Origin of the sequence: Pseudoalteromonas sp. MMG007 (assembly GCF_018100985.1) — a bacterium.
GTDB lineage: Bacteria > Pseudomonadota > Gammaproteobacteria > Enterobacterales > Alteromonadaceae > Pseudoalteromonas.
The window spans coordinates 1-25,448 of sequence record NZ_JAGJEI010000017.1; the positions used below are offsets into that span (position 1 = coordinate 1).

Sequence of the window (25,448 nt, forward strand, 5' to 3'; positions counted from 1 at the left end):
GGAGGACGATCAAGGCAATACACAAACCTTTACCACCATGGTTGATGCCGATGGCGACTTCTCTATAGAAGTACCGACTGCATTGGCTGAAGGGCCATACAGCATCGAAGCAAGTATTAGCGATGTCGCAGGTAACAGCAATGATATTACCGGTAGCGGTAACATCGATACCACCGCGCCAAGTGTGAGTGTGGATGCACCTATACTCACTAACGACAGTACGCCAGCGGTGACAGGCAGCAGTGATGCGCCTAACAGCACCATCACGGTAATGTTTACTGATGCTGCAAATGTCACTCAAACCATTGATGTGCAAACGGATATCAACGGTGACTGGAGTGCCACCCCTCCAACTGATTTAGCCGAAGGGAGTTACAGTGTTAGCGCCAGCATTACTGATGCTGCAGGCAATACTGGCACAAGCACAGACAGTGGTGAAGTGGATGTAACCCCACCAGATCTGAGAATTATTCCTGCATTTGCAACTGGTAATTTAGTTTCACTTTCGGGAGAGTCGGATTTACCTGAAGGTTCAGTGATCACAATTACTCAGTATTTAGTAGGTGGCGCTGTAGGCGCGACTTACACAGCTACGACAAATGCTGATGGCTCATGGGGTGTTGCAAATATAACAGTTCCCTTACTTGGTCTTGCTTATGTAACAGCAAGTGCAAGTGATGCCGCTGGTAACGTTGTTACTGTTAACTCGCTTGATTTTGATAACGAAGCACCAGCGCTCACAGTGACTGTTGATGCCTTATCGAACGATGCTACGCCTGTAATTTCTGGCGTCACTGATATGGAGGAGGGAGCTGCGATACAACTTACCGTTGTTGATAGCGCTGGGCAGAGTCAAGAATTTACGGCTATTGTTCAAGCAAATGGAGGTTGGTCTGTTGAAGTACCAACAGAACTCTCTCAAGGTCAGTACACTGTAACTGCAGAGGTAAGTGATGAAGTTGGTAATTTAACTAGTGAGCAAGCACAAGGTGAGATAGACAGTATTGGACCGACTCTTAGTGTTAATCCTATTGATACTACAGCAGATACGACGCCAATTATTTCAGGCACAAGTAATGAGATTGGTGCTGATGTAACCATTATTATCGGCGGTCAAACACTAATAGCAACGGTGGATACTGATGGTAATTGGCAAGTCGATGTCCCCGTAGCGCTTGTTGATGGTGATTATACTGCGCAAGTAAGTATTACCGATATCGCTAATAATACCAGCAGCACGACAATTGATTTAACAATTGATACCCAAGTACCTGTTGTTGTGCTTAATGATATAACGGTATTTAATACTGCTACACCAATAATAAGTGGTACTTCAACTGAACCACAGAATACGGTGGTCGATATAGTTATTACAGATAGCAACGGTGATAAACATACTTTAACCGCAATAGTTGATGCTAACGGCGATTGGCAAGTTACGGCGCCAAGCTTGCCAGGTGGCAATTATGATGTAGAGGTAAGTATTACCGATGACGCTGGCAATGCAGGCTCCGATACAGGTTCGAGTTTTATTGATACTCAAGCACCAAGTATTACTATAAACGCATTAGGTACAATTAATGAGAGCACGCCAACTATTTCAGGCACATCTAATGAACCTGAAAACACGAGTATTACAGTAACTGTGACTAACGGAGGTAATACCGAGATTTACACAACTGTTGTTAGTGCAGGAGGTACTTGGACTGTAGATATTACAGATGCACTGACTGATGGTGAAGTTACTGTTTCTGCAAGTGTTACTGATGTCGCAGGGAATGAATCCGTTGCAAATAGTACCGCAATATTAAATACCAATGCGCCTACAATTAATATTAATACAATTGTTGATACAAACGATCAAACACCTGCAATATCAGGCACAAGTAGTGCGACAGATAACACAGAAATCACAGTCGTTATAACTGACGTTAATAACGTTTCACATACTGTAACTACATCTGTGGTAGGCGGGGTGTGGAGTGTCGATGCGACAAATATTCTCCCAGAAGGTGAATTTACTGTTTCAGCTAGTGTTACTGAAGGTGGCTTAACGAGTAATGCAGCGGGCGAGGGCGTGATCGATTTAACTCCACCAGCACTTAATATTACACCGCCGGTAATGTCTAATGATACTACACCTACAATTTCAGGAAGTTCGACAGCTCCACAAGGCGCAATAGTTGTAATTCTACTTACTGACAGCCTAGGCGATGAGCAAACGATTAATGCGACGGTAGGGGCTGATGGTACTTGGTCGGTTGCAGCAAGTATAGAGCTGAGTGAAGGTTCATATACTATAAACGCATCAACTACAGACACAGCTGGTAACCCTGTAAATACGAGCTCTACAGGTATAGTTGATATAACCGCACCAATCGTAACTATTGACGACATTGTTGGAAGTACCGATTTAACTCCCAGTGTGTCAGGTAGTGTTACCGGAGCAACGGTAGGTGATAGCGTTGTTGTCGTATTTATTGATGCACAAGGTAACGAGCACTCTGTAAACACAACAGTGCAAGCCGGCGGTGCTTGGACTGTTGAGGCCGGTAATAGTCTCTCACAGGGAGATTATTCTGTTGAGGTGTTTATTACCGATAATGCAGGAAATACCGGTGATGCACTTGTCACCGCGACTATAGATACCATTGCACCTGAGATTAGTATTAACCAAAGTTCACTAGTACTTACACAAGACAGCACACCTCTGATCTCGGGCACATCAAACGAAGCCAACGCCAATGTTATTGTTACCTTTACTGATTCTGCAGGGGCTTCTCATCAAATGACAGTCCAAACAGACGCTGATGGTAACTGGCAAGCGGCTGCTGATAATATTTTGGCTGACGGTGTTTACAGTGTAAGTGCAACTATTAGCGATGCTGCAGGCAATATTTCTACTGATAGTAAAACCGGTGGCGAAGTTGATACCGTTGGACCTGAGTTAACAATAGTGCCTTCATTTTTAGTTGGAGGGCTATTGTCACTATCTGGTACCTCTGATTTGGGCCCTAATCAAACTGTAACTGTAACAACTAGACTTGCAGGAAGTTTAGTTGATAGTACTTATGAAGTACTCACCGACGCTAATGGTGATTGGGAATTACTTGGCCTGACAATTAATGTTATAGGCTTGTCTACAGTGACTGCATCAGCTACAGATGAAGCGGGTAATACAACGACTATAACAACAGCAGATATAGATAACACAACGCCGCTACTCGATGCAGTCGTTAACTTTGTAACTGGAGAGGGGGATCTGCCTATAATTAGTGGGTCAACCGATCAAGCACCAGGCACGGAAGTGTTAGTTAGAGTTGTTGATAGCGAGAACGCGGTACAAGAGCTAGTTGCAATAGTGCAAGACGATCAATCTTGGGCTATTCGAGTACCACAATCTCTCGCTGAAGGATTATTTAATGTAACCGTAGATATAGTAAACGAAGTCGGTTTAACAACAACAACCTTAGTGAGCGATGTTGTAGATACCATATCACCAACACTTGGCTTAGAGGTTATTGGATCAACATCAGATTCATCGCCAATAATTCAAGGTACCAGTGATTTAATTAATGGTGTGGTAGAGATTCAGCTGGACGGTGGTTCAGTACTCACAACGACAGTGAATGCAGCTGGGTTATTTTCACTCCAGATAGATGCGCTAACTGAAGGGCAACACGTTGCTAATGTGAGCATTACAGATGATGCAGGAAACGTAGTTACCGATACGCTTGAATTCGTCGTTGATACACTGGTGCCAGTGGTTGATATTTTACCACTGAGCATTAGCAATACTGATATATTAACAATTTCAGGTACATCAGAAGAAGCACCAGGTACAGACATTGATGTAACTGTTATTGGCAGTAATGGTGAAGAAACAGTTTTCGATGCTATTGTCGGTAGCGATGGCAAGTGGTCTTTAGTAACAACTAGCCTATTAGATGGTATTTATAGTGTGTATGCGAGTATAACTGATGCTGCAGGTAATACTGGGCAATCACTCATTGAGCAAGTGACTATAGATACCATTCCGCCTGCGTTAGAAATAGATGCGTTCGGAGTACTTAATACTTTAACACCAACAATTACAGGCTCTAGCGATGAAGAAGTAGGGAGTCTAATTACAGTAAATATTACTGACTCAACAGGTGGTGTACAAACAGTAACAACTACTGTTCTTGGAGATGGTAGTTGGTCTGTGATTGCTTCTGCATTACCTGAAGGAGAAATTACAGTGGAGGCTATAAGTATTGATAGCGCTGGTAATAAAACCACTGTAAATCAAATTGGTACAGTTAGTACAACCCTGCCAAGTTTGTTGATAGACCCAATAATTGATACAAGCGATATAACGCCGACCATTAGCGGCACAACAGATGTATTAAATGGCAACGTAGAGGTCGTTATTACTGACAGTGACGGCACGGCTACCACTTATAATACAATGGCTATAGCAGGTTTATGGACTTTAGTACCTGCAGTACCATTAGCTGAAGGCACTTTTACAGTGACTGCTACGGTTGAAAATTTAGGTGGTACAAGTACTACAAGCCTTGATGGCGTAATTGATTTAACACCGCCAACAATTGAAATTGAGCAGTTAGCAGTTACTAATAATCCGCTACCTACCATTACAGGGACAAGTAATGCACCAGCAGGTACAACGCTGAGCGTAGTTATTACTGATGCTAATAACGATTCACAAACTATTACCGCTCAAGTTTCAGGAAGTGGCACATGGTCAGTAACAGCGACTACCGAGCTTAGTGAAGGTAGCTTTAGTGCAACAGCATCAATAAGTGATACTGCGGGTAACTCATCAAGCGATACAATGGTTTCAAGCACTGATTACACGGCACCTATTGTATTTATAGATGCTATCGCAGTTGGTCAAGAAACAACACCTACCATTACGGGTTCTGTAACTGGAAGCTTTGCAGGTGCAGCGGTTATAGTTACGTTTACAGATTCAGCTGGTGCTTCGCACAGTGTTGAAAAAACAGTTGGTGATGGTGGAACCTGGAGTGTTGAGGCTGAAGAAGTGCTTAGTGAAGGTAATTACACTGTAGATGTAAGCACTGCTGATGGTGCAGGTAATATTGGTACGCAATCCACAAGTGGCACAATTGACTCAGGTATTACAATTGACTCTGGGTTAGAAATAACAGCAGATCAAACCCCAATTATAACAGGTACAGCCGCTCCTGGTGAGTCTGTAACTGTTACCTTTAGTGGTCCAACTGAAAGTATTGTATTAATAGAAACTGTTGATGCATCAGGTGTATGGAGTGCTACAGCTAATACGACCTTATCTGAAGGGGCTTATACTGTAACAGCAGTAGCAACTGATGCATCAGGTAATACAACCTCAAGCGGTAGCGTATCTGGGTTGGTTATTGATACAACACCAATTAACTTTACAGTAACGCCTGAGTACCTCCTAGATGTGTCACTACCATTTCTACCTCCTGTGAGTGCTTTAGTTGGTTACGAAGGTACATCTGATGGCGGTGAGGGAAGTAAAGTCTATATTTTCGACTCATTAGTTTTAAGCATTGATTTAGCATTAACTTCAGCACCATATGCAGTTGTAGATGCTCAAGGTAATTGGGACTCTACTAATTTAGATCTGAATCTCTTAAATTTACTGGGTACAGGTCTTGAAAATACGTATTTCTATACTGTGGACGAAGCCGGTAACTATCAAGTTAAAAATGGTAATGATGTGTTTATAGAGTCCGGCAATATTTACGATAATGGAGCAAGCTCAGGTGCTGGCGACACTATGCCTGCGTCATTTTTTGATGAGTCAGCATTGGGTGATACGCAAGGTGATGGAGTGTTAAACACCGAAACCATCAATTTAGCAAATGTTGGAACAATGGCAAGCGCGGCAGAGCAGGTGGTAGAGGTTAGTGAAACAGAGCCGCTAAGCATAAACGATGTAATAATTGACTCTGAAACAGAGCAGTTAGTCGCTTTAAATAATCTACTTGATGAAGAAGGCTCTGCAATTGCTTATAGCCCAGCACAAAGTGGAGGAAGTATTGACGATGCCACGCCAGCAGCCGATGTTCAAAACCAATCAGAGGAAATGATTAAGCACTTAATCGAAAATGGTAATAACCAAACAGATATTTAATCTTTGGTTATAAAGCTAAATATTAAATATATAGATAAGGCCAAAAGTATTCACTTTTGGCCTTATTATTTTTAGGCAATAGAGCCTCTTTATTTAAACTGTATATTTATAAGTTCAAAGCAGTGCTTTTAATTTATAAAGCAGTTCGTGCGCTTGGCGAGGCGATAAATTATCAGGGTCAATAGCACTTAATTGTTCTTCGACTTGTGAAGGCTCAATAACAGCGTCGTTATTAAATGTAAACGCTTGTTGCTCTGTATTAGGCGTAGTAACACTTTGGTGATTTTCAAGTAACTTAAGTTTTTGTTTAGCTTGCGCAATTACCGTTTTAGGCACACCGGCAAGTGCAGCTACTTGTAAACCAAAACTCTTGCTTGCTGCACCGTCGAGAACTGTATGCATAAATGCGATTGTGTCGTTATGCTCTATTGCATCAAGGTGTACGTTTACAAGCCCTTGGGTTTGCTCTGCAAGCTCTGTTAGTTCAAAGTAGTGGGTTGCAAACAGTGTTTTAGCTGAAATTTTTGATGCTAAATGATCAGCTGTGGCATACGCAAGCGAAAGCCCGTCGTAGGTACTTGTACCTCGCCCAATTTCATCCATTAACACCAAAGACTGCGCTGTAGCATTATTTAAAATAGTGGCGGTTTCGGTCATTTCTACCATGAAGGTTGAGCGGCCAGAGGCTAAATCATCACTTGCACCAATACGCGTAAATATACGGTCTATATTACCAATTTTTGCGCTATCAGCAGGGACATAACAGCCAATGTGCGCCATTAATACAATAAGCGCTGTTTGACGCATATAGGTTGATTTACCACCCATATTTGGACCTGTAATAATCAACATTTTGCGCTGGCTATTAAGCTCTACAGGATTTGCAATGAAGGGTTCTTTCATTACCTGTTCAACAACTGGGTGACGACCTTGTTTAATGCTAATGTTGTCGTTGTCGCATAATTGTGGTTTAGCATAATTAAGTGCAAAGGCACGCTCTGCTAAGTTATTTAATACATCTAAATCAGCAAGCGCAGCGGCCATTATTTGCAGCTGTTCAATGTGCGGGGCTATAAATTCAAATAACTCTTCGTATAGTTGTTTTTCAAGCGCGAGCGCTTTTGATTGGCTGCCAAGTACTTTATCTTCATGCTCTTTAAGCTCTGGAATAATATAGCGTTCATTATTTTTAAGTGTCTGGCGACGAATATAATCAGCAGGTACTAAATGTGAATTGGCGCGACTCACTTCTATAAAAAAGCCGTGTACTCGGTTATAGCCAATTTTTAATGTACTAATGCCTGTACGTTCACGCTCGCGTTGTTCAAGTTGTTCAAGTACATCTGTGGCACCTTTACTTAGGTTACGCCACTCATCTAACTCGCTATTATAACCCGGCGCAATCACGCCCCCATCACGAATAAGTACTGGCGGATTATCAATAACAGCACGCTCTAGCAATGCTTGTAGATCTGGTAGTTCTGGCGAGTGTTGGATAATACTTGTTATGCGCGGGTCACTCGCATCACTTAATAAATTATGCAGCGGGGCAAGTGCTTGTAATGCACTGCGCAGGCGTGTTAAATCTCTTGGGCGTGCAGTACATAGCGCTAATCGCGCTATTACACGTTCTATATCACCAATATCTTTTAGTGATTCGTGTAATTCGCTGCAAAGTTGTACGTCTAAAATTGCACTAATAGCATTTAAACGAGAATTAAGCTCATCTTTATTACGTATAGGTGTGTGAATTCGGCGTTTTAATAAACGTGAGCCCATCGCTGTTGCCGTTTTATCAAGTACTTGTGCGAGGGTGTTTTCAAATCCGCCTGATAGATTAACCGTTAGTTCTAAATTTTTACGGGTTGCGGCATCTAAAATAACCGCATGCTCGTTGTGCTCAAGCGTAATAGCACGAATATGAGGTAAAGCAATACGTTGTGTATCTTTTACGTATTGCATTAAACAGCCGGCGGCTACGAGTGCTGAGTGAGCTTTTTCTACACCAAATCCAACGAGATCCTTGGTACCAAATTGCTCGCACAATAAGTGCTGCGCCGTATCTAAATCAAATTCCCACTCAGGGCGGCGGCGGGCGCCTTTTATATGTTCAATTAAATGTGTATTTTCAAAGCTTTCGCTATAGAGTAATTCTGCTGGCGATAAACGCTGTAGCGTTGAGCTAAAAGCTTCGTCAGTATTTACTTCTACAATGTTAAAACGCCCTGAGTTTATATCAAGGTAAGCAATGCCGTATTGGCCTTTTTTGTTTTGCCAAACACTGGTAAGCAGATTGTCTTGTCGCTCTTGTAGTAGTGCTTCATCTGATATAGTACCGGGTGTGACAATACGTACTACTTTTCGCTCAACAGGGCCTTTACTGGTTGCGGGATCGCCAACTTGTTCACAAATAGCAACCGATTCGCCCATTTGTACTAAACGGGCTAAGTAGTTTTCTACGGCATGATAAGGTACACCGGCCATAGGTATTGGATCGCCGCCCGCTTTACCGCGGTGCGTTTGCGATATATCAAGAAGTTGAGCTGCGCGTTTAGCGTCATCAAAAAAAAGTTCGTAAAAATCTCCCATACGATAAAACAATAAAATATCGCGATGCTCTGATTTTATTTTTAGATACTGCTGCATCATAGGGGTTTGTTGTTTTATAGTGTGTGGTGCATAAAGATCAAACGACATGTATTTACCCAAAGGCTGAATATGGAATTACATCAAGAGATTAAAACACTTGCTGCGCAATTAGGCGCTATTTTAACGGATAAATGCTTATGGATCACTACTGCTGAATCATGCACTGGTGGCGGAGTGAGTTATGCGCTTACAGATACCCCTGGTAGCTCGCGGTATTTAGGGCGTGCGTTTGTTACATACAGCAATGAGGCAAAGCACGAATTAATTAATGTAGCGACGAGCACATTGAAGCAATTTGGAGCGGTAAGCGAGCAAACAGTGAAGGAAATGGCATTTGGTGCCATAAACGCGGCTAATGCCGATGTTGCAATTGCTATTTCAGGTATTGCAGGGCCGGGCGGCGCTACTCCCGGTAAGCCTGTTGGCTTTGTGTGGTTTTGCATACAAATTGCTGGTAAGCAATTCACTTTTAAGCAAGTATTTAGTGGTGATAGAACGCAAGTTAGAGTGCAAGCTATTGAATTTTCATTGAAAAAAACTATAGAGAAGATAAATTTATAAATTTCGCTTGATACTGTGGTTTCATACAGTATACTTGTTCGCATTAGCTGGATTTGGAGAACAAAATGAACGATAACAAACAAAAAGCGTTGGACGCTGCACTATCACAAATAGAGCGTCAATTTGGTAAAGGATCAATCATGAAGCTGGGCGACAATAAAGCCCTAAACATTGATGCAGTATCTACTGGTTCATTAGGGATCGACATTGCTTTAGGCATAGGCGGTTTACCTATGGGTCGTATTGTTGAAGTGTATGGTCCTGAATCTTCAGGTAAAACAACACTTACTTTACAAGTTATCGCACAAGCTCAAAAAGAAGGTAAAACATGTGCCTTTGTTGATGCTGAGCATGCTCTAGATCCAGTATACGCACAAAAACTAGGTGTTAACATTGATGAGCTTTTAGTGTCTCAGCCAGATACGGGTGAGCAAGCACTAGAAATTTGTGACATGTTAGTACGTTCAAGTGCGGTAGATGTTGTTATTGTCGATTCTGTTGCTGCACTTACACCAAAAGCTGAAATTGAAGGCGACATGGGCGACTCGCACATGGGCTTACAAGCACGTTTAATGTCGCAAGCATTACGTAAGCTTACGGGTAATATTAAACGTTCTAATACGTTATGTATTTTCATTAACCAAATTCGTATGAAAATTGGTGTAATGTTTGGTAACCCTGAAACAACAACTGGTGGTAATGCCCTTAAGTTTTACGCATCAGTTCGTATTGATATTCGTCGAATTGGTTCTGTAAAAGAAGGCGATGAAGTTGTTGGTAACGAAACGCGCGTTAAAATTGTTAAAAACAAAGTAGCACCTCCGTTTAAGCAAGCCGAATTTATCATCATGTATGGTGAAGGTATTTCTAAGCAAGGCGAGCTAATTGATTTAGGTGTTAAGCACAAAATTGTTGAAAAAGCAGGTGCTTGGTACAGTTACAATGGTAATAAAGTAGGCCAAGGTAAATCAAACTCAATTAAGTTTTTGAAAGAAAACGTAGAAATTGCAGATGAGATTGAAGGCAAACTACGCGACATGTTATTGCTAAAAGCGACTATTGAACCAGAAGACGGTGAAGATAAGTTAGGCGATGACGCAGACCTTTAAGGCTTAAAACGTTCTTTAAGCTTGATTTGACCCGAGCTTTATAAAAAACGCTAACCAGCAATGGTTAGCGTTTTTTTGTTTGTGGGAACCTGTAATATAAATTAGCAGTAATACTTATTTCCAACCTGCATAAGTCTTTGTGAAGCCTAATGAATTAAGTTACACCATAACGTGGTTAAAAGTTTTATTTAGCACAACCAAATAAAAAATATTGCCTAGATTTAGCGCAATTTTTTTAACGCTAGTAAGACCTTATATAAGTAAATTAATATTAATTATTTTAAGCTGCCAGCTTAATGCAGACTATTTAACTGCTTGCAATATAGAGCAATTAAATAGCAAGGAAGTGATGATGTTTTAGCACTCGATAGCTAATAATATAGATTGGAATTTAATTAGCTTTAAAACTGCCGCCTAAAAATAAAAACGACACATATAATGTGTCGTTTTTAAATTAAGCTTATAAAAAATCTATGGTTAGATAGCGCATGAGCATACACTAGTAATTGCTTTGCTCAATTCGGTGCAGAGCAATCATGCGCTATAAATTTTACCCAGTAAAAGCATTTTCTAATAGTTAAAGAATGAGCTCTAAGTAAAATAGTATTTTAAAAGCGGTAAGTTAAGCTAACTTTTCCGCTAATAGGTGAGCCATAAAATCCCACATTAGCTAAGCTAGTAATATATTTTTCATCTGTAATATTATCAATGTTAGCTTGAATTGATAGGTCTTCGTTAGCTTCCCATCTAGCAAATGCGTTCATTAGTAAATAAGAATCCTGTTTAACATTACTGGCTATATTTGCTGTTTTTGATTGCCATTTACCGGCTAAGCCGAATTGAAATTGAGGTAGTTGAGGTAGCGTATAATCTAAAGAAAAATTAACAACATTTTCAGGCTCCCACTCATGAGAGCTATCGCCAGCATCATCATTAATATCTAAGTATGTATAAGCAAATACAGCGTTTAGATCATCAGTTATTTGTCCTGTTAATTCTAATTCAAAACCCTGCGTATCTTGGTCGGCTCCTTTATAGTAAGTAAACCCAGATGCATTTAGCCCAGCATAAGTTGCAATGTTATCTTGCTTTGCGCTAAACACTGCAAAGGTTGCAAGCAGGTGATCATCAAACCATTGAGTTTTAACACCTACTTCGTAATTAACGCCTTTACTTGGATCTAAAAAGTTACCGTCGTAATCGTATTGTTCTTGTGGTTGATAAATATCGGAGTAGCTTACGTACAAGTTAACATCATCATTAATTGCATAGGTTGTTGCTAGGTAAGGGCTTACTTCACTCTCATTATTATCTATATCAACGCCTTGGCTAAATCCTGAGCGCTCATAATCAATAGCGTTAAAGCCTGCAATAACAAATAGGTCACTTGTTAGGTTTAATTTAGTTGAACCAAAAAAACGCTTCAAAGTAACATCAATATCAGCATATTTAGTTTGCTCGCCCCAAATAGGTTCAGCGATCGCATCTAAAGCATATGGAAAAGCAGGAGCTAAACCATAAGCTTCTGTCGTTGCAGCATCGTAAGAGTTAGTAAAAGAGTAGGATGTGCTTTGTGAAATACTTCCACCAAGCATTAATTCATGCTCTTGACCAAACAAGCTGTATTCACCCTTAGCCGTTATATCAAATAAATCAGCTGAGAACTCTGTATCGTATCGTCCAGGAAGACTGACTAAACCTAAATTAGTTTCACTATCAAACATTCCATAAGCGTCATAAAGATAAAGCAATTTGCTTTGATCTTCTGAGTCTTGGTAATTATAAGTTGTTTTAATTTCCCAGTTATTATCAAATACATAAGTATATTCAATAAAAGCAGTGGTATTAAGAGTGTCCCATTTAGTCCATTCTTGAGTTGGACTTGCACTTACGTCCCACTCTGCTTGCGTACCATCGGCATAAGATAGTGGTAAACCTCCCCACATTGTTCCATCTGTATTTGCATCTTGATATGAGGCACCGAATGAAAGTGTTGAATTACCAGTAAGTTGTCCGTCGATTACAGCAGAGAAGTAAGTGCGATCGTTTTCTAAGCCGTCTAGGTATGAATCAGAATCCTCTGCAGCAGCAACAAATCGAGCAGCCCAACTGCCTGAATCTGTTAATAAAAATGAATAATCTGCTTGCAAGCGTTTGAAGCCATATGAACCTACAGATATACCCACTTCACCTTCATTCTCATTTGTTGGGCGCTTTCGAACATAGTTAATAGTGCCCGCAGCATTACCTACACCTGTTAATTGCCCATTAGCACCACGAATAACTTCTATTTTTTCATAACCGTAGCTTTCCATAGCACCTGTAACAAGGCCCCAGTTATTAGGCAGTCCAACACCGTCAACTTGAGTACTCTTAATATCAAAGCCTCGTGAGGTATATCGTGTACGGTTAGTTTCACCTTGCTCTACAGTGATGCCTGTGGCCATTTTCATAGCGTCATTAATGCTGTTTGCTGCAAAGTTTTTAAGTTGTTTGGCATCTATTACACTAATAGATTGTGGTGTTTCATTAAGCTCCATGGTTAAACCTGTAGCACCTTGACTAACTCGGTCTTGACGTACACCAACTATTAATATTTCTTCCATTTTTTCATTATTATTTTCAACTGTACTAGTAGCTGCTGTTTCTTGTGCGTGAGCAGAAAAACCCATAGCCAAAACTAATGAAGAAAGTGCAAAAGTGCGATTGAGTTTCATGTTTTCCCTTAATTAATAGAACTTATTATTTGAGTTTATTTAAATATTTGCCACATTCTACTATTTGAAAATAATAAATTCAAATAAAAACCATTATCATTTGCAGGTTTGTTTCCATTATTTAAAAATCAGTATTTATTTATTAAATATAATTCCGATTGTCGAAACTATATTATTATCAGAGGGTTTTTTAACTAATTGGTTTTATTTGATAATTTTTGGTGTGGGTGGGTGTTTTTACAATTTATTTTGGTTGAATCTTCCAGCTATAAGACTAGCTCACATTAAATTAATGTAGATAGATTATTATGCTTTAAGTTAAGTTTTATAAAAGGATACCTTAATAAGCGCTAATTCAGGTAAGGAAAGAAGAAAATTCCATGTTGTTGCAGGGTCTTATGACAATAAATTAAATTTATAAGTACAAAATAGGCATGTGATTAGATGAATACTTTTTTAATTTAGTTAAAAAAAGCGGCTAAGGCCGCTTAATTGATCATACTGTTTTTACTAATTAAAAAGAGTATTTAACAGAGAATTGTAAACGATCTAAATCGCCATCAACACCGCTTTCTGTTTCACGTTCGGCATGCTTAAACTCAGCACCAAATGTTAAGCGTTTAACTGGCGAGTATAAAATGTTGGCGCTAAAGCTTTGGCTAGACTCAACCGGATCGCCAGAAATAGCTAATAAGTCAGTGTTGTTATCAGCACTAAAGAACGAGTATAAGAACGTAGAGCGCCATTGGCTTGTCCACTTATGTTGATAAGCTACAAAGCCCGATGTTGAATCAATTGCATCAAGCTCATCGTCATTAAGTACTGCGCCATGTGCCACATTTAAGCCTACGTAACGGCCTAAACCTTTACCTTGTGTAAGCATAAATTTAAGGTAGTCTTCACCAAAGTTAACGCGACCAGACGCGCTAATACCAAATGATGTTTCGTCAGCATCGACATCGCCTACTTTATATGTAAGTTGGCGCGCAAGTGCAGCAACTACAATGTTACCCCAATCAGCTTTGTGAGTATAACGGGCGGTAAAGTCAGGCAGTGATGCGTCGTCAGTTTCTACGCGTGTGCCGCCTTGTGTAGTTATGGTGCTTTCTGGATTTTCTAATGAGAAAGACCAAGCACCCGTTGTATATTTAATTTGAGTTTGACGAACAAACACAGTGCCCTCAGCAGGGCCTACAAAATCGAGTGTTTCGGCCAAAGCACCTACATTTTGAAAATTTGACCATGTTTGACCAAATAACCAGCCATCATAAGCCACAAAAGCATGGCGAATGCGCGGTGCGTACGAATTTGATACACGCTCATTGCCACCAGGCGCTGATGCTAAAAAGTCTAACTCAATTTTGGTTTTTACTGTTTTACCGTTATCCATTAACGTAGAAGTACCAAAGTTGAAGCGAGATTCACGTGCATGCATATCAAACACAGCATCAGAGTCATTGTCATCGCCAACAGTAAGTGTACTTGGTACGTAAAAATCGCGACCAACACTTGAGCCAGAAGGTGCACCCGCAGAGTAATCACTCCACATTGTGTCTAATTTAATGTATCCACCGTAGGTAAATTCGGTATCACCAATTTTTGCAGCTGTTGCCGCATAAGCAGTACTTGATAGTGCACATAGTACAGCGCTTGCTGCCAATTTTTTTAATGGGGTAAATTTCATTGTGGTGTCCTTTATAGGCTACTTGTTGTTTGTTGCTTTTTTTTCATATAAGGCTGTATTACTTGCTACTAGTATTACTTACGAATAAAAAAGGGTGCTAATTTGGCTTTTCAATACACATATTGTTTTCATTCGTTAAATAAAGCTTTGGCATGTAATACTGCAAATAACTTTATTAATTACACAAACACTTTTGAATATGCGTAATATTTACTCAATTACCTATTGGTCTATAAGACTAAGGTTTTAGAGTGAACTTGTTTGTATTTACTTACATTTAACATCTTGTATTGGTTATGTAAAATAATTGAAAGCAGATGGATTATAAACTACAAATAGATAAATAAAAGCAGAGTACAACTAAGGTCTAATACTTAATAAAGCACTGCTGAGTAATCCTTGAAAGGAGCCTAAGGCAAGCAATCTTAATGGAGACGAAGATGTCACAAAGTATCTATTCAGTTCCGGCGCATATTAAAGATGCGACTCTTGTTGATAAAAATAAATATAATACGCTTTACAAGCAATCTATTGATGACCCTGAAGGTTTTTGGGGTGAACACGGCAAACGCCTTGATTGGTCCACTCCCTATACTAAAGTTAAAAATACTTCTTTTGATAAAGGCCATATCAGCATTAAATGGTATGAAGATGGCTATTTAAATGCGTCTTACAACTGTATTGACCGCCACTTGAAAACTAAAGCAGACAAAGTTGCGCTTATTTGGGAAGGTGATAACCCCAATGAAAGCGAAAATATTACTTATCAACAGTTACACGATGAAGTGGCTAAATTCGCTAATGGCCTTAAAAAGCTAGGTGTACAAAAAGGCGATCGTGTTGCTATTTACATGCCCATGACTCCTCAGGCTGTTTATGCAATGCAAGCGTGTGCACGAATAGGTGCAATTCATTCTGTGGTATTTGGTGGTTTTTCGCCATCGGCTATAGCGGACCGTATTAAAGATTCTGGCGCTAAAGTGGTGATCACCTCAGATGAAGGGCGACGTGCAGGTAATTGTGTGCCACTTAAAGCGAATGTTGATGAAGCGGTATCGCAAGACTCAGTAACCACAATTGAGCACGTTATTGTGCATCAATTAACGGGCGGTGAAGTTGATTGGAATGATCATGATATTTGGTGGCACGATTTAGTCGCTGATTTACCAGCGCAGTGCGAACCAGAGCCTATGAATGCTGAAGACCCTTTGTTTATATTGTATACATCAGGTTCTACTGGACAGCCTAAAGGCGTGGTACATACCACTGGTGGCTATTTAGTTTATTCATCAATGACTCATGAATACGTATTTGATTTACAAAATGATGATGTTTATTGGTGTAGTGCCGATGTAGGTTGGATCACGGGACACAGCTATATTGCATATGGCCCATTAGTAAATGGGTGTACTCAAGTATTATTTGAAGGTGTACCTACTTATCCAACTGCTGGGCGCATGGGGGAAGTGGTTGATAAACACAACGTTACTATTTTATATACCGCTCCAACCGCTATTCGTGCCTTAATGGCCAAAGGCGATGAGCCAACTGAGTCTTCGCATCGCGATAGCTTACGTATTTTAGGTTCTGTAGGTGAGCCAATAAACCCAGAAGCGTGGACGTGGTATTACGAACAAATTGGTAAGTCAAATTGTCCGATTGTAGATACGTGGTGGCAAACAGAAACCGGTGGCATTATGATCACGCCATTACCAGGTGCGACCGACACTAAACCAGGTTCTGCGACACATCCATTTTTTGGTATTGCACCAGCATTATTTGATGCAGAAGGTAATACACTAGAAGGCGCTGTTGATGGGAACTTAGTTATATTAGATAGCTGGCCTTCACAAGCGCGCACTGTTTATGGCGACCATGAACGCTTTGAGCAAACTTACTTTAGCGCATACCCAGGTGTTTATTTTACAGGTGATGGTTGTCGCCGCGATGAAGATGGCTATTACTGGATCACAGGTCGCGTAGATGATGTACTTAATGTGTCTGGTCACCGTTTAGGTACTGCTGAAATAGAAAGTGCATTAGTTGCGCATGAAGCCGTAGCTGAAGCCGCCGTTGTTGGTTACCCGCATGACATAAAAGGCCAAGGTATTTATGTATATATTACGCCTAACGAAGGCGTAACTGTGAGCGATGAGCTAACTAAAGAGGTACGCAGCTGGGTTCGTAAAGAGCTTAGCCCTATAGCATCGCCCGATATGATTCAGTGGTCACCGGGTTTACCAAAAACACGTTCAGGTAAGATTATGCGCCGTATTTTACGTAAAATTGCTGCAAATGAGCATCAACAATTAGGTGATACGTCAACACTTGCAGATCCGTCTGTAGTGGATGATCTAATCGAGAACAGATTAAATCGTTAAATGCGCGTTAAAAACTTGATTACAAGTTGATTCTAAACGTAGTATATCGGCTGTCAGAAAAGATTTTATATCTTACTGGCGGCCGAATTTATTAGGAGTGAACCATGAGTCAGTTTTTAATAGCGGACGATCATCCGTTATTTCGCGAAGCACTAAAGGGCGCATTGAGTGCAAAGTTTGAAGATTTAGAGGTTTTTGAATCGTCAGATTTTGACAGCACATTACACGTGTTAAGCGAGCAAGAGGATCTTGATATATTACTGCTAGACCTTCACATGCCAGGAAATGGTGATTTATATGGTCTTATTCGTATTAGAGAAGATTATCCGAGCTTACCCATTGCAGTAGTTTCAGGTAGTGAAGACGTTAATATAGTCTCAAAAGTAATGGGCTACGGTGCTATGGGGTTTATTCCTAAATCGTCATCGTCTGATGATATTGCCAGCGCAATAAACCAAATACTTGAAGGCGATACATGGCTACCAAAAGAGCTTAAAAATAAAGTAGCTGAAATTGAAGGTGAAGATAGAGAAATTGCAGCACAGGTTGCATCGCTAACACCACAGCAATACCGAGTGCTTCAATATTTACACGAAGGTTTACTCAATAAACAAATAGCTTATGAATTAAACATATCAGAAGCAACAGTAAAAGCACACATTACAGCCATATTCAGAAAGCTTGGAGTTTACAATCGTACTCAAGCCGTTTTAATTGCAGCTAAATTACAATTAGAACCAATAGAACAAGCATAAAAATTTTAAAAGAGCTTACACGGCTCTTTTTTTATACTTAAAATCTACACGTTATTTACCTTTTATACATGATCTCATTTGCAAACAATGCTAGGTTAGCGAAATTTTGTAATTTATAGAGCTAAGTATGACAGACTCCACACATTCACCTAATAATCAACCTAAAGGCAATAACGGTTTATTTAATCGCTTTTTAGCGACCGTTGAGTTTTTAGGTAATATGCTACCCCATCCTATTACTTTATTCGCGATGTTTGCAGTTTCAATCGTGTTAATCAGTGGCATTGCCGACTGGTTTGGCTTAAGTGCTATTGACCCGCGCCCGGTTGGCGCTGCTGGTCGTGCACCTGATGGTGTTATTGAGGTTGTAAGCTTACTCAGTGCAGAGGGCCTACAACGTATTATGGCAGGTCTTGTGACTAACTTTACTGGTTTTGCGCCCTTAGGTACCGTATTGGTAGCATTACTCGGTGTAAGTGTTGCAGAGCACTCAGGGTTGCTCTCTGCAGCTATGCGCGGCATGGTAATGGGGGCTTCAAAACGCTTAGTTACCTTTATGGTGGTGTTCGCGGCCATAATGTCTAACACTGCATCTGAGCTTGGGTACGTTGTTTTAATTCCTTTGGCTGCAATGATATTTCATAGTTTGGGGCGCCATCCTTTAGCTGGCTTAGCGGCTGCCTTTGCTGGTGTATCTGGGGGTTATAGTGCTAATTTATTATTAGGAACAATAGACCCTCTATTAGCAGGTATTACCACGCCTGCAGCACAAATGATTGACCCTACTTATGAGGTTGGCGCTGAGGCTAACTGGTACTTCATGATGATATCGGTATTACTTATTGCTGCGCTTGGTACGCTAGTGACCGAAAAAATAGTCGAGCCACGGTTAGGTAAATACAACCCAGACGAAGCAAGTATAGATTTATCGCAAAACAATATTGATACGTTAAGCGCACATGAAAAGTTAGGTTTGAAGTGGGCAGGCGTTGCTTTATTGGTTGTGTTGTCGTTATTTGCTTGGACGATTATTCCTGCTGATGGCATTTTGCGCCATCCAGAAACAGGCCAAGTGGCAGGCTCACCTTTTTTAAAAGGGATTGTGGCAATTATATTCGTCACGTTTAGTGTGCCAGGCTTTGTTTATGGACGAGTAGTTGGCAGTATGAAAAACGATAAAGACGTTATTAATGCAATGAGTAAAAGCATGAGCTCTATGGGCTTATATATTGTGTTAGTTTTTTTTGCAGCACAATTTGTAGCCTTTTTTAAATGGACATACTTAGGCACTATATTGGCAATTAATGGTGCGGCTCTTTTGCAGGCGTTGAATCTGACTGGACCAGAAGTGTTTGTACTATTTATTCTAATGTGTGCACTGGTTAATTTGAGCTTAGGTTCATCATCGGCTCAATGGGCCATTACAGCCCCTATTTTTGTACCTATGCTTATGCTCATTGGCTACGCACCCGAGACTATTCAGGCTGCTTATCGTATTGGTGACTCCGTCACAAACTTAATTACCCCAATGATGAGCTATTTTGGGTTAATTTTAGCTGTTGCAGTAAAATATAAAAAAGACATGGGGATAGGGACGTTAGTTGCCACTATGTTGCCATACAGTATTGTGTTTTTTATTGGTTGGGTAATTTTATTTTACGTGTGGGTGTTCGCGTTAGGGTTACCTGTTGGACCTGAGTCACCTATTTATTATAGGCCTTAATAAGGTGCCAATTTTTACTCGGTTATTATATTTTTAAATGAAGAATTGAGTTAAATTATTTGGTATAAAAAAGCCAGCATTAGAGAATCTAATTGCTGGCTTTTAGAATGTATAAAGGTGTTTTAGCTAAACACGACGGTTTTATTGCCGTTAATAAATAGCTTGTGTTCAGAGGCTAGTTGTAGAGCCTTACTAAATACGGTTTTTTCTACGTCTTTACCCATTTTAGCCATCATTTCGGCGGTATTTGCATGTGTTACGCTGGTTACGTCTTGCAAAATAATAGGGCCTTCATCTAGCTCATTGTTTACAAAGTGAGCTGTAGCACCAATAATTTTTACGCCGCGTTCAAATGCTTGATGATAAGGCTTTGCGCCAATAAAGGCAGGCAAAAATGAATGATGAATATTAATGATTTTATTTTCAAAACGGCCAACAAACTCAGGGCTTAAAATACGCATGTATTTAGCTAAGCCAATAATATCTGGGTTGTAAGAGGCAATAACATCACCTACTTGTTTATCGTGCTCTGCGCGAGTTAAGCCTACATGCGATACAACATGAAAAGGTACATCAAAACCTTTTGCTAAGGGCTCTAAATCAGGATAGTTAGCTATTACAGCTAATACTTCAATATTTAATGCTTGCTCAAATTGCTTAAGCAACACAGTGCCTAAACAGTGTGCCTCTTTAGTGGCGAGTAAAACTACTTTTGTTTTTGCGCCATTATGTAAAGTAAGCTGAGCGCCTTTTGGTAATAGTGCTTCTAACTTATCTAAAAAGTCGCTTTGAGGTTCACCAGTTAGTTCTGTGCGCATAAAAAAGCGTTTTGCGTCTTTATCTACAAATTCGTTATTACGTGTAATGTTTAAATTGTGTTCATGACACAGGCCTGTAATTTTGGCTATTAAGCCTACATCATCGGCACATTGGGTGGTTAGTATGTAACTCATTTTCCTCATTCTACCCTGTGGTTAATACGTTATTATTTGGGTTTTAGCGTATAAAGCAAGGGCTTTGTGCACTAATACAGTATTAATCATGTTGTTGAGTATAAAAGAGGTAATAAAGTTAATTGAGGCATAAAATAATGCCACCTTATTTACAAGGTGGCATTATTTGTAACGTTTACTTAGGCTTTAGGTTCGCCAGATAAATTTTCTTCTTGTCTGAGGTAACCCGCAGCTTCCTCGTCATCTTTCGTGATAGCTTGCTGAGTAGGCATCGCACGGGTTTGTTGGTTTAGCTGATGTATTTGCGACGCGTTACCTAAATCGCGCTCACTCGTAATTGAAGCAATAGATTCGCGGTCTTTCAAAAACGCAACTACGTCGTTTTTGATAGCCTGTAATTGGCCTTCGTCTTTATGCATTTCCATAATATGGCGAGGGTGCTCTAGGTTTTTCATACCTGTTGCTGCAAATGTTGTAGAAATAACACGAGATACAATAATCCAAGGCGTTATACTACTACGCACTAATGTATTTTCAGAGCGAGTACTGTCGTGAATACCTGTACCCGTTGAAATTTTCGATTCAGTAAAAGTACCTTCACATTTAAAGTACACAAGTAATGACTCAAATTGCATCTCGGCAAAAAACAGATGCGCATTATTAATAAGCAACTGAGCAAACGCTTTTATAAGTATACCTATTAGTAAAAAGTGAAAACTTGTCATAAGTAGTTCACTAAATTGAATAATGTGCTGGCTATTAAATGCTTGCTCAATAGTATTTATGTTTGTCGCATCAACATAGTGGTAAATACTAATAAGCGAGTAGGCAAAAAGTACAGTGAATGTGAGTGCTACTATATAAAGTAAATTACCGCTTAATAAAGCAAGCAAACGGGCAAGTGAGAAGTTTTTACCTAAATCCATAGGATGTAATTTAGGTTGAACCTCTTGGATCATTTCACCTTTAAAGCCGCCTTTACCTTCTATTTGCTCTTGTAGTTTAGGATCTAATTCGCGGTAAACTCTATTTGGAACCTCTTTATAGCGGCGATTAGCCATTACTAGGTTATCAAGGTTTATAAATATTTCATCTGGATGAACAGACTCTTGCCAATTCTCACGAAGCTCTGATACTTCAGCTGTAGGCGTTACCGAATTTAAACGTGCTTTTATCATTACAAAAACAAGTGCACAGCTAAGAGTAGCCAATACAATAATAGCCACTAAATATAAGCCTGCATGTAAGCTAGGTAATTGTTCTAACCAGCTATCAATTTGCGATTTACTTATATGCTGCTCTTGCATTAACCACGACATAGAAAGGCCAATAACAACAGGTAAAATAAACGACAAAGAAATAATCTTAGCAAGTGCGCCAGTACCTAAAGCTTCGATATTTTTTTCTGCATTACGCGAAATAGGTTTGCCTGAAGAGCGCCAAGAAAAAAGCACATAAAACATCAATATGGCACTGTATACAGGAAAAGCTAATTCACCGGCTTCACCAGTAAAACCAGATAGAGATACAAATGCCACAAGTGCATAAGCGACAAGGGCAACTAGTGTGCTGACCCATGAGCCAAATAAGCGCTGAGCAATGTTACGAATAGGATAAGGTAAAAATAAAAGCTTAGGGATTAGGCTGTGTAACAAGCGAGATAAAAAGCCGTTGGGTTCTTTAAATGTACTGTTTTTACGACCAACTAGCATTTCTTCAAGAGATTGAGCTGAGTAGGCTACCTCTTTTTTCTCTTCTTGTGCGGTTGAGCTTTCTGATTTACTGAAATTATAAGCTAACGACGTTGGGTGGTTTCTGCCCACAAAATACTTGAGGGTAGCGTATATTCCCGATGATAAAGAGCGAATGCCCATTGCTAAAATAAGCATGCCAAATATCATTAAAATCCAACCGGCAGTTGCATCTTCTTTTACCGAACCTGCAGCGATCACAAGTAAACTCACACCAGCGATAGACTCAATAAGCCCTCTTAGTGCAGTAACTTTACCTTCAAGCTTGAAGGGGTTTTTTAGTCCAAGATCAATCGATCCATAATCAAAAGCCATTGAATGCTCCTTTTTAACAGCATACCCAGTTAAGGGGGGATATAAGCGTTATTAAACTAACGAATATAATATGTATTTTTATCTTTTATGGTTTTTGATTATATATCAATAATCTTGTTCAGTTTAAGGTTATTTTAAAATGGTACATTTTATATTTAGCCGTATGCTTTAAATATAATTGGAGGGTAAATGAAGCTAATTTACGTTGACGATAATCTGCCAGGGATCACTCGCAAACTAAAGCATAAAAGCTGGCTTTATTTTGATCCAATCGGTAAGCAAATAAAGGAACAAAATATAATTGATCGTTTGAATGGATTGGCGTTTCCGCCTGCCTATAAAAACGTTTGGTTTTGCCCTGAAGAAAATGGACATATTTTAGCGACAGGGTTTGATAGTAAGGGGCGAAAACAATACCGCTATCATCCTGAATTTAGATCGCAACAAGAGGCAAAAAAATACCAAGCATGTGGAGTATTTGGTAATAAACTACCTTTGTTAAGATCGCGTTTAGAAACAGATTTACAAGGCGATGAGCTTAATATTGAACGTACTTTAGCGGCAGTGGTAAGGCTTATGGATTTAGGTGCGCTGCGGGTAGGTAACGAACGTAACGTAAAGCAAAATAAAAGTTTTGGCGCCACAACACTACGCACACGCCATGCAAAACTCACGGGTAAAAATATCCAGCTAAAGTACCGTGCTAAATCAGGCAAGGAGCGTGAAGTAAACATAACCGATAGGGTGCTTAGCCATGTAATAAAAGACTTACAAGATTTGCCCGGGCAGCATTTGTTTCAGTATATAAATGAGGGTGAGCGCACTAATGTTACATCAAGTGAAATAAATCAGTACATTCAACAAATAATGGGTGAGGAGTTTAGTGCAAAACACTTTAGAACTTGGCGAGCAAGCGTGATTGCATTTAAACAATTAGCTAAAGCTAAAGGAGCGCTTACTTTAAAAAGTATGCTTGATAGTGTCTGCGAGCAACTCGGTAATACCCCCGCTATAGCACGTAAATCGTATGTGCATCCTGATCTAATTTCGCTGTGTAAAGAAGATGAAGATACTCAAACCACATGGAGGGAGTCACTTTCATTACCACGAAAAACGAAGTACTTAAGTCGTTATGAGCGTGGCTTTTTAGCTTTTTTAAACGATTAATTGCCATAGCAACTTTACACACTTGGGCATATTAATTACATATTCACTCATCTAATTTGTTTACGTATAAAACACGGAGTTTAAAAAAACCACTAACTTTCAATGGTTTAGTTTGTTTTTTAATTTGGCATTACCGTTGCACCTTCAAAGTACTACTTAGTGGTAAGTACATAAGCATTTATCAACGATATTTAGCGAGGAGGTACACAGTGAAGGGTCCATTTTCAAATCTAGCGTTTACTAAAGCAAAGCGTTTTACTTTAAAAACTGCATTGTTTATTAGCATGAGCGGCTTATGCTCAGCCCCCACTCTTGCTGCAAATGAGCTTGAGAGTGTAGTGCTTGCAAACTCTTCACTAACTACTTACAACTCACAAAAGTATATGCAAGCTGATGACAGCTATTACTTTGACCAATATTCAGCGCAGTTAATTGAACGTACAGAAAAAGCCATTAATTGGTATCAAGAAATAGTTAACAACGGTGGTTTTACACACTTATATAACGACGAATTACTTGAGCTAGGCAGTAATAGTAAAGAGGTGAGCTTACTTGCGCAGCGTTTATATCAAGAGCGTGACTTAAAAAGTAATGGTTGCGACGAAACCATATGCATGTTCGATAAAGATATAGAACAAGCTGTAAAACAATTTCAAAGTCGTCATGGTTTAAAAGTTGATGGCCGAGTAGGTAAGCGTACCTTTGCAGCGCTTAACATTCCCGCAAAGCAAAAGCTTGATAAGTTAAAACTTAACTTTTACAGAATAACTAACTTTGCAGGCGCAAGTGATGAGCAATATGTGTATGTAAATATTCCTGAGTACAGCTTACGATTTGTAAAAGCGGGCGACGTAAAGTTAAAAAATAATGTAATTGTAGGTAAACCAAGTTGGGAAACACCTGCATTTAGTGACGAAATAGAAAAGTTTGTAGTTAATCCTGAATGGCGTATACCCACTTCAATCGCTACCAAGGAAATTGCTCCAAAAGTAGCCGAAGATCCTGACTATCTTGTAGAAAATAATATTGAGATTAGAAAAAACAGCTACCTAGATTCACAAACTGTCAATCCTAGCAGTATTGATTGGGAATCTATTAAGCCGTACCAATTTGATCATTTTTTAGTAAAACGAGCAGGGAGCCAAAATCCTCTTGGAGAGGTTAAGTATTTATTTCCTAACGCTGAAGCAATTTATGTTCACGATACACCAGCTAAGCAGCGCTTTAACCAATCAAATCGTGCTTTATCGCATGGCTGTATAAGGATAGAAAAACCTTTTTCGTTAGCGCGTGAGATTATTAAGCACGAAGGAGAGGCACAAACACTCAGTCATATTGATAGCGCACGTGACCAAAATAGTACTCAAACGTTTCATTTAGATGAGCCTCTTCCTATTCATTTAGTCTATTGGACTGCATGGGTTGATGAAAACCAACTGGTTAACTTTAGAGATGATATTTATCAACGTGATAAAAAAGCACTTTTAAGCAATAGTAAACAGTCGGTAATTGCTGCTTTGTTAAAAAATAAATAG

General features: G+C 39.7%; 13 protein-coding genes. 8 read left to right on the forward strand and 5 right to left on the reverse strand.

Annotated features, from left to right (window positions below; all coding sequences use genetic code 11):
- Positions 1 to 6,148, forward strand: a 6,148-nt coding sequence (locus J8L71_RS16345) for an Ig-like domain-containing protein (protein WP_211001471.1), incomplete at its 5' end; no start/stop codon positions are given.
- A 114-nt stretch (positions 6,149 to 6,262) separates the two neighbouring features.
- Here J8L71_RS16345 and mutS read toward each other — a convergent pair.
- A complete protein-coding gene (gene mutS / locus J8L71_RS16350; RefSeq protein WP_211001472.1) occupies positions 6,263 to 8,845 on the reverse strand; it encodes a DNA mismatch repair protein MutS in 2,583 nt (860 codons plus the stop codon).
- Between the two features lie 21 nt (positions 8,846 to 8,866).
- Between mutS and J8L71_RS16355 the strand changes: the two genes are divergently transcribed.
- The gene (locus J8L71_RS16355) at positions 8,867 to 9,358 is read left to right on the forward strand and encodes a nicotinamide-nucleotide amidohydrolase family protein (protein ID WP_211001473.1); all 492 of its coding nucleotides are present in this window, start codon (positions 8,867 to 8,869) and stop codon (positions 9,356 to 9,358) included.
- Positions 9,359 to 9,423: 65 nt separating this feature from the next.
- Entirely contained in the window at positions 9,424 to 10,467 is a 1,044-nt protein-coding gene (recA, locus tag J8L71_RS16360) for a recombinase RecA (protein WP_058547221.1), read from the forward strand.
- Between the two features lie 608 nt (positions 10,468 to 11,075).
- Here recA and J8L71_RS16365 read toward each other — a convergent pair.
- Together J8L71_RS16365 and J8L71_RS16370 are read right to left on the reverse strand one after the other, a co-directional pair.
- A complete protein-coding gene (locus J8L71_RS16365) occupies positions 11,076 to 13,184 on the reverse strand; it encodes a TonB-dependent siderophore receptor (protein ID WP_211001474.1) in 2,109 nt (702 codons plus the stop codon).
- A 514-nt stretch (positions 13,185 to 13,698) separates the two neighbouring features.
- A complete protein-coding gene (locus J8L71_RS16370) occupies positions 13,699 to 14,868 on the reverse strand; it encodes a DcaP family trimeric outer membrane transporter (RefSeq protein ID WP_211001475.1) in 1,170 nt (389 codons plus the stop codon).
- 440 nt (positions 14,869 to 15,308) lie between these two features.
- Between J8L71_RS16370 and acs the strand changes: the two genes are divergently transcribed.
- The 3 genes from acs to J8L71_RS16385 all read left to right on the forward strand — a co-directional run bounded on the left by acs (position 15,309) and on the right by J8L71_RS16385 (position 19,727).
- Complete coding sequence (acs, locus tag J8L71_RS16375; RefSeq protein WP_211001476.1) at positions 15,309 to 17,249, forward strand: acetate--CoA ligase; 1,941 nt, start codon at positions 15,309 to 15,311, stop codon at positions 17,247 to 17,249.
- A gap of 104 nt (positions 17,250 to 17,353) precedes the next feature.
- Positions 17,354 to 18,004 (forward strand): response regulator transcription factor, encoded by a 651-nt coding sequence (locus tag J8L71_RS16380; protein WP_211001477.1) that lies wholly within the window; start codon positions 17,354 to 17,356, stop codon positions 18,002 to 18,004.
- A 127-nt stretch (positions 18,005 to 18,131) separates the two neighbouring features.
- A complete protein-coding gene (locus tag J8L71_RS16385; protein WP_211001478.1) occupies positions 18,132 to 19,727 on the forward strand; it encodes an AbgT family transporter in 1,596 nt (531 codons plus the stop codon).
- Positions 19,728 to 19,849: 122 nt separating this feature from the next.
- Here J8L71_RS16385 and purU read toward each other — a convergent pair whose 3' ends face one another.
- Both purU and J8L71_RS16395 read right to left on the reverse strand, forming a co-directional pair.
- A complete protein-coding gene (gene purU, locus J8L71_RS16390) occupies positions 19,850 to 20,680 on the reverse strand; it encodes a formyltetrahydrofolate deformylase (protein ID WP_211001479.1) in 831 nt (276 codons plus the stop codon).
- Positions 20,681 to 20,859: 179 nt separating this feature from the next.
- Positions 20,860 to 22,746: a hypothetical protein gene (locus J8L71_RS16395; RefSeq protein WP_211001480.1), complete on the reverse strand. Its 1,887-nt coding sequence runs from the start codon at positions 22,744 to 22,746 to the stop codon at positions 20,860 to 20,862.
- 189 nt (positions 22,747 to 22,935) lie between these two features.
- Between J8L71_RS16395 and J8L71_RS16400 the strand changes: the two genes are divergently transcribed.
- The gene (locus J8L71_RS16400; protein WP_211001481.1) at positions 22,936 to 23,913 is read left to right on the forward strand and encodes a DNA topoisomerase IB; all 978 of its coding nucleotides are present in this window, start codon (positions 22,936 to 22,938) and stop codon (positions 23,911 to 23,913) included.
- A 209-nt stretch (positions 23,914 to 24,122) separates the two neighbouring features.
- On the forward strand, positions 24,123 to 25,448 hold the full coding sequence (locus J8L71_RS16405; protein ID WP_211001482.1) for a L,D-transpeptidase family protein: 1,326 nt from the start codon (positions 24,123 to 24,125) through the stop codon (positions 25,446 to 25,448).

Excerpts from the sequence above, each read along its gene's own strand:
- purU (WP_211001479.1), bottom strand. The coding sequence starts at position 20,680 with ATGAGTTACATACTAACCACCCAATGTGCCGATGATGTAGGCTTAATA.
- J8L71_RS16370 (WP_211001475.1), bottom strand. The coding sequence starts at position 14,868 with ATGAAATTTACCCCATTAAAAAAATTGGCAGCAAGCGCTGTACTATGT.
- acs (WP_211001476.1), top strand. The coding sequence starts at position 15,309 with ATGTCACAAAGTATCTATTCAGTTCCGGCGCATATTAAAGATGCGACT.
- mutS (WP_211001472.1), bottom strand. The coding sequence starts at position 8,845 with ATGTCGTTTGATCTTTATGCACCACACACTATAAAACAACAAACCCCT.
- J8L71_RS16385 (WP_211001478.1), top strand. The coding sequence starts at position 18,132 with ATGACAGACTCCACACATTCACCTAATAATCAACCTAAAGGCAATAAC.
- J8L71_RS16365 (WP_211001474.1), bottom strand. The coding sequence starts at position 13,184 with ATGAAACTCAATCGCACTTTTGCACTTTCTTCATTAGTTTTGGCTATG.
- recA (WP_058547221.1), top strand. The coding sequence starts at position 9,424 with ATGAACGATAACAAACAAAAAGCGTTGGACGCTGCACTATCACAAATA.
- J8L71_RS16400 (WP_211001481.1), top strand. The coding sequence starts at position 22,936 with ATGAAGCTAATTTACGTTGACGATAATCTGCCAGGGATCACTCGCAAA.
- J8L71_RS16380 (WP_211001477.1), top strand. The coding sequence starts at position 17,354 with ATGAGTCAGTTTTTAATAGCGGACGATCATCCGTTATTTCGCGAAGCA.
- J8L71_RS16395 (WP_211001480.1), bottom strand. The coding sequence starts at position 22,746 with ATGGCTTTTGATTATGGATCGATTGATCTTGGACTAAAAAACCCCTTC.
- J8L71_RS16355 (WP_211001473.1), top strand. The coding sequence starts at position 8,867 with ATGGAATTACATCAAGAGATTAAAACACTTGCTGCGCAATTAGGCGCT.